The 5,388-nt window shown below is 63.4% G+C and carries 5 protein-coding genes; 4 read left to right on the forward strand and 1 reads right to left on the reverse strand.

Translation table 11 applies throughout. The annotated features are described in order from the left end of the window. The 4 genes from AKL29_RS45220 to AKL29_RS21310 all read left to right on the forward strand — a co-directional run. A partial coding sequence (locus AKL29_RS45220) for a strawberry notch C-terminal domain-containing protein (protein ID WP_244482239.1) occupies positions 1–2,242 on the forward strand: 2,242 nt, incomplete at its 5' end. Next, positions 2,242–3,303, forward strand: a complete 1,062-nt coding sequence (locus AKL29_RS21300) for a DUF7146 domain-containing protein (protein WP_050385490.1) — start codon at positions 2,242–2,244, stop codon at positions 3,301–3,303. The genes AKL29_RS45220 and AKL29_RS21300, both read left to right, overlap by 1 nt. A 334-nt stretch (positions 3,304–3,637) precedes the next feature. Then, complete coding sequence (locus tag AKL29_RS21305; protein WP_050385508.1) at positions 3,638–4,561, forward strand: DUF2493 domain-containing protein; 924 nt, start codon at positions 3,638–3,640, stop codon at positions 4,559–4,561. Between the two features lie 131 nt (positions 4,562–4,692). Then, positions 4,693–5,175, forward strand: coding sequence for a hypothetical protein (locus AKL29_RS21310; RefSeq protein ID WP_050385491.1), 483 nt, complete (start codon positions 4,693–4,695; stop codon positions 5,173–5,175). 13 nt (positions 5,176–5,188) lie between these two features. Here AKL29_RS21310 and AKL29_RS40880 read toward each other — a convergent pair. Then, positions 5,189–5,388, reverse strand: a 200-nt coding sequence (locus AKL29_RS40880; RefSeq protein WP_152977697.1) for a DUF736 family protein, incomplete at its 5' end; no start/stop codon positions are given.

Consider the following 5,388-nt stretch of genomic DNA (forward strand, 5'->3'; position numbering starts at 1 on the left):
CGGCGTCGCAGCCATGGAAGTGCTGGCGCGCGACCTCAAGGCGCTCGGTCTCTACGCGGCTCGCTCACTGTCGTACGAGGGCGTCGAGTACGAACCCGTCGAGCACCAGCTCAGGCCAGAGCAGGTTCGGATCTACGACGCCTACGCCGGCGCGTTCAGCGTGATCCATAACAATCTCGATGCCGCGATGCGGGCCGCGAATATCACCGGCGAGACCGGCACGCTGAACGGCCAGGCCAAATCGGCCGCGCGATCCGCTTTTGAGAGCGCCAAGCAGCGTTTCTTTGGTCATCTCCTGACCTCGATGAAGACGCCATCGCTGATCCGCTCGCTCGAACGCGATCTTGACGCCGGCTATGCCGCCGTCATCCAGATCGTCTCGACCGGTGAAGCGCTGATGGAGCGCCGGTTCGCCGAGATTCCGACCGAGGAGTGGGACGACGTCCAGGTCGATATCACCCCACGCGAGTACGTGCTCGACTATCTCGCCCATTCCTTCCCGGTCCAGCTCTACGAGCCGTTCACGGACTCGGAGGGCAATCTCTGCTCCCGGCCCGTCTATCGCGACGGCCAACCGGTTGAGAGCCGGGAGGCCGTCGCTCGCCGCGACCACCTCATCGAGAAGCTCGCCTCGCTGCCGCCAGTGCCTGGGGCGCTCGATCAGGTCGTGCAGCGCTTCGGCACCGATATGGTCGCCGAAGTGACCGGCCGCTCGCGGCGCATCGTTCGCAAGGGCGAGCGGCTGGTCGTCGAAAACCGGGCCGGTTCGGCCAACCTCGCCGAGACGTCGGCCTTCATGGACAACGTCAAGCGGATCCTCGTTTTCTCCGACGCGGGCGGTACGGGCAGGAGTTACCACGCCGAATTGTCGGCCCGGAATCGCCGCCTGCGGGTCCACTATTTGCTCGAGCCCGGCTGGAAGGCGGACACCGCGATCCAGGGGCTCGGCCGGACCAACCGGACCAACCAGGCGCAGCCGCCGCTGTTTCGGCCCATTGCGACCGACGTGAAGGCCGAAAAGCGTTTCTTGAGCACCATCGCTCGCCGGCTCGATACGTTGGGAGCCATCACGCGCGGCCAGCGCCAGACCGGAGGGCAGGGCCTGTTCCGGCCCGAGGATAATCTCGAAAGCCAGTATGGCCGCGATGCGTTGCGCCAACTCTACACCCTGCTGGCCCGCGGCAAGGTCGACGGCTGCTCGCTCGAGAGGTTCGAGGATGCAACCGGCCTGAAGCTCACGGACACCAATGGACTCAGGGATGACCTGCCTCCGATCACGACGTTCCTGAACAGGCTGCTGGCGCTCACGATCGAGCTTCAAAATATCCTGTTCACTGTTTTCGAGCAGCTACTGACCTCTCGGATCGAGGGCGCCGTCGCATCGGGCACCTACGACGTTGGGCTGGAAACGCTCCGCGCGGAGAGTTTTTTGGTCACAGACCGACGGACGATCTATCCCGGCACTGGTGCCGAAACCCGGCTTCTCACGATCGCCCAGCGCCAGCGCAATCATCCCGTGAGCCTTGATGAAGCTCTTGCTCGTCGTTCCGACGATCGTGCCGTCCTCTTGATCAATAAGCGATCGGGCCGTGTCGCCGTCCAGCTTCCGGCTCCGAGCTTCATGCTTGATGACGGAGAGATCGAGCGGCGCGTCCGCCTGATCCGGCCGATGGAGCAGCATAGCTTTCCCTTGAAGATGATGGCGGAAAGCCATTGGGTCGAAGCGGATCGTGAACGTTTTGCTGCAGCCTGGTTGGCGGAGCTTGCCGAGGTCCCCGAGTTCACGGAAAGCACGATCCACGTCGTGGCCGGCTTGCTGCTACCGATCTGGAAACGGCTGCCGAATGAGTCGACGCGGGTCTATCGGCTCCAGACCGATGCGGGCGAGCGCATCATCGGTCGCAAGGTCTCGGCGACCTGGGTCGCGAACATCCTTGCAGCTGACGCGTCGGCGCTAACGCCGGACGCTGCCTTCGCTGCGCTAATGGAAGGGCGCACCGTCCTCGAGCTCGCGGAGGGGCTCCAGCTTCGCCGTGTACGAGTGATGGGCGCCTACCGCATCGAACTGTCGGGTTTCAATGACACGATGCGCGACCGACTGCGGGCTTACGGTCCGTTTGGGGAGATCATCTCTTGGAAGCTCCGCATGTTCGTGCCTACGGACGCAAGCGGCGCCGAAATACTTTCGAAAGTGCTCGAAACTTATTCGGTTACGGGCATCAGTAAGCGGGAGGCCGCGTGATGTCTCACGACGCCTCCGAGCTGGCACGCGGCCTCGCACGCGAGGCCGAGGCGGTGTGCCGACACTATCTCTCCAATGGCAGGCGCGCGGGACGGTACTGGCTGGTCGGAGACGTCCACAACACGCCGGGGCGTTCGATGTTCGTGCGGCTGCAGGACTCGCCGAAGGGGCCCGCCGGCAAGTGGACCGATGCCGCGACCGGCGAGCATGGCGATCTCCTCGACATCATCCGCGAAAGCCTGGGCTTGCGAGAATTCCGCGCGGTCGCCGAGGAGGCAAGACGATTTCTCAAGCTGCCTCGTACCGAGCCGGAATTCGCATCGAAACCCGATCGTCCAGCGGTTCCAGACGGATCGCAAGCGGCCGCCCGTCGGCTCTTTGCGATATCTGGTTCGATCGAGAGAACTGTCGTTGAAACGCATTTGCGGCGTCGCGGAATAGTCCATATCCACCATGGTGGCAGCTTGCGCTTCCATCCGCGCTGCTACTATCGGCCAGACGAGCATTCACCCACTGAAACCTGGCCGGCGATGATCGCTCGCGTCACGGATCTCGATGGAAGGATTACCGGCGTGCATCGCACCTGGCTCGATCCGCACGGCTTTGATCGCATTCGACTCGGCAAGGCGCCGATTGATACGCCACGACGGGCCATGGGCAACCTACTTGGCAACGCGGTTCGGTTCGGAACGGCGGACGACGTGCTCGCTGCCGGCGAGGGTATCGAGACCATGCTGTCGCTGCGCTGCGTGCTGCCGACGATGCCGATGGCCGCTGCGCTTTCGGCCAATCACCTCTCAGCGATGGTGCTACCGCCGGGCTTGCGTCGGCTCTATATAGCCCGCGACGCCGATGCCGCCGGAGATATGGCGCAGACTGTTCTGGCCCAGCGCGCAGAAGACGCCGGCATTGAAGCTATCACGCTGTCACCTCGGCTGGGCGACTTCAACGAAGACCTGCACATCTTCGGTATCGGAGCCCTCAGAGCAACGTTGGCGATTCAACTCGTGCCAGAGGACGTTGTCAGCTTCTTGCATTCGTCGACGGTGCCCGCGGAATAGGTCACGACGGTTCGATCGACCGTGACAGGTCGGTCATGGGCAAGGCCAATACCGGAAGAGGACGCGACCTCGGCCTTCTAGAGGGCGATCGGACGGCAAGCGGCCCGGGCCGGCAATGGCTGCGTCCGGCTATTTTCCGCCGCGCGCCGGCAATTGAAACACACATCATATGTCTAGCCAGCACGCTTTGCATCGCGAGGCAAAATAGCCGGCCTCCGCCATCCTCCGCTGCCGCTTCGGCCCTTTCGGGTTCTGGCCCGTTCCGCCTGCCGTCTGAGTGACCGCCACGAAGGCCGCGAAGGGCGCGGCCAAACCCGGCAAAGGACCTCCTTCCATGACCGACCATGACGACGTCGAGCCGCCGCACGCCTCTTCTCCGACCGACCACGTCCTCACCGAACTACAGCTCTTCGGTTACCGTCCTTTCGACGACCAGCCTGATCCGAGACCGCTTCCCGAAGGCAAGATGATCTCCGGTGCCGTGGCCGATATCTTCGATGCCCTCGTTGCGACTCTGAACGACACGCGGCTCGAGCCGGACCTTGACGATCTGCTCTGGTCGACCGTCAACTTGTTCCATCGAGCCGTCGATCGCGTCGAACGCCAGCTCGACGACAACGAGCAGGCGCAGCATAAGAGCCAGCGCGAGCAGAACGGCTCCGAGGTGCGATCGGTCGAACTCGAGCGTCTGACGGCCGAGGGCATCACGCTCATCGAGCGCCGCAATTGCTTAGAACTCTTCCGCGACCAGGCGATCGAGCGCTTTGAAGTCCACACCGGCTCGTCCTGGCGTCCTCGATCGGGATCATTGGTCAACCACCGCACGCTCACCGCAGCAATGATCGACTCCCGCGACTTCATCGCAGCAAAACGCCGCGCCGAAACCGAGGTCCTGGTGCCGCCTGGACCCAAGATCGCACTCACCGGCGGGCTCGACTTCAACGACCACCGCCTCATCTGGGAGCGCCTCGACAAGGTTCATGCCAAGCATCCCGACATGGTCCTGCTCCATGGCGGCTCGCCGAAAGGCGCCGAACTCATCGCATCCAAATGGGCGATCAATCGCAAGGTACCGCAGATCGCCTTCAAGCCCGACTGGACCAAGCACGCCAAGGCAGCACCCTTCAAACGCAACGACGCCATGCTCGAGTTCCTGCCGATCGGCGTCATGCACTTTCCGGGCACGGGAATTCAGGACAACCTCGCCGACAAGGCGAAGCGACTTGGCATTCCCGTCTGGAAGTTCGGCGGCGCGTGAGCGCCGTCTTGCTCACCTCCAGGGAGGAGTTGCACGCCGCAACTCCGCCTCGTTTCGATATTACGTCCGAAGCCGCGCCGCGGTGGTGGTGGAAGGCGCGACCAGTACATCCATGCATTGGAGCCACCACCATGCTTGCCCTTGGGCTTGTCCTCAACACACTTGGTATCGGTTTGTTCTGCTGGCTGATTTTTGCGCTAGCGGTCTATGCGTTGCCGTTTTTCGTCGCACTCAGCGTCGGGATGTTGGCATTTCATGGCGGGGCCGGCGTCGTCGGGGCGCTGCTTATCGGATTGGTCTCCGGCGCATCGACGCTTGCTGCCGGTCAGGTCGCCGTCGCGGTCAGTCGGTCCCGGACCTTGCGCATCGCGATCGCAGCCGCATTCGCCGTCCCTGCGGCTATCGCTGGCCATCATGTGATGTTCGCCCTGTCGCAGATCGGGGTGCCTTCGCTGGCTTGGCGCGAGACCTTCGCTTGCTTAGGTGCGGTTTGCATCGGCGGCACGGCATGGACGCGCTTGACCGTTTTCGCGGAGACCCGCCCGTTGGAATCGGCCGGGGTGGCGGAGAATATGCCTCGACCGGTGCTCACAGCAGCCACGCATGAGCGATGACGCTTCGTCGCCATCATCGGTCGAGCAAGGTCGCACAGGGCGCCACACTGAACGAGGGATCATCGAGCTTGGGGGAGAGGTAACCCCGCTTTTTCCCGTAGCGCTTTGACCAAGCCTCCCCAATCTCGGCGCGGCCCACGTAGATGCGATGGAGCGGCGCGCCGCGCTCGATCATTCCTTCCGGGACGATACCGCCCTTTGCGGCAGATTGTT

It is taken from the genome of Bradyrhizobium pachyrhizi (assembly GCF_001189245.1).
GTDB classification, from domain to species: domain Bacteria; phylum Pseudomonadota; class Alphaproteobacteria; order Rhizobiales; family Xanthobacteraceae; genus Bradyrhizobium; species Bradyrhizobium pachyrhizi.